The following is a 998-nucleotide window of genomic DNA, read 5'->3' as shown; positions in this document are numbered from 1 at the left end:
GCGCCAGCTTGTCATCTTGCTCCGGCGATGCAGCAATAATCTGGAGCAATACGCCAGGAAAGCAAACGAAACCGGGAACGTCTATGCGGCGGAGATTGCAAATTTACAAAATCGCCTGGACGAGATTTGGGAACTAACCAGACAGTCCCTTGTCTGGCTTGCCGCTATTCGATAGCGGCGGAAAAGAGCGGATTTACCATTTTTCCCGACTCTTCAAAGGTCACAGGCCCCGCCTGTCCCTGCGCCCCAGGGACAACAGCGTTCGGTTCCCGAACGCGCAGCCAGCCCCGGCTATGGGGCTGTTCAAAGGGGTTGGGACGCTGTCCCAACAAGCAGAAACTGCGGTTTCCGACATCGCCGGAAATCGAGTTTCGAGTCTTTGTGGGAACAAAGACACTTGCTTGCTACAATGGTGACACCCCCAAAAACGGGGGAGATGACCGCCCTATGCAGCGGCCCCACACCCAAGCTACAATGGGAGGGAACCGGACTGACGATGCCCTGCTTGAGCTGTCACGCTCGTTTTGGCAAACTGTCAGCCGGCCCTCCCATTGCAGCGTTCGATTTGCGCAGGTTGAGGAGCGGACAACATCGCACACTCGTGTCACACAGCAAGCTGAATCGGTGATGGGCAGCGGCGGGCGCCGGTCAAAACCATTTTTGATTTGGGAGGCTTGCAAATGAAATATGAGCTCATCACCGCTGTCGGCATTGATGTATCCAAATGGAAAAGCACCGTTGCTGTACGCAGACCAGGGGGGCGAAGTGGTGCTGACGCCGTTCCAGGTGGAACATGACGCCGTTGGGCTGTTCGGTCTGGTCAAGACGCTGCGGGGCGTGGGCGGGGACATCCGTGTTGTGATGGAACACACGGGGATGTACTGGCATCCTATCGCGCTGGCACTGAAAGAAGCGGGCTTTTTCGTCAGTGTAGTCAACGCCATGCTTATCCACGATTTCAGCGACAACTCCCTGCGTAAGGTCAAAACAGACAAGGC

The 998-nt window shown here is 56.2% G+C and carries 2 protein-coding genes; both read left to right on the top strand.

From position 1 onward, the window contains the following. Positions 1-16 precede the first annotated feature (16 nt). Complete coding sequence (mobC, locus tag D1159_RS18995) at positions 17-175, top strand: plasmid mobilization relaxosome protein MobC (RefSeq protein WP_243152414.1); 159 nt, start codon at positions 17-19, stop codon at positions 173-175. Positions 176-738: 563 nt separating this feature from the next. Then, positions 739-998 (top strand): transposase (locus D1159_RS18990; RefSeq protein WP_161847135.1); only part of this gene is annotated, 260 nt, incomplete at its 3' end.

Source organism: Pseudoflavonifractor sp. 524-17 (genome assembly GCF_009935845.1).
In the GTDB taxonomy this organism is placed as follows: Bacteria; Bacillota; Clostridia; order Oscillospirales; family Oscillospiraceae; genus Pseudoflavonifractor_A.
This window is presented reverse-complemented; position numbering and strand designations above follow the sequence as displayed.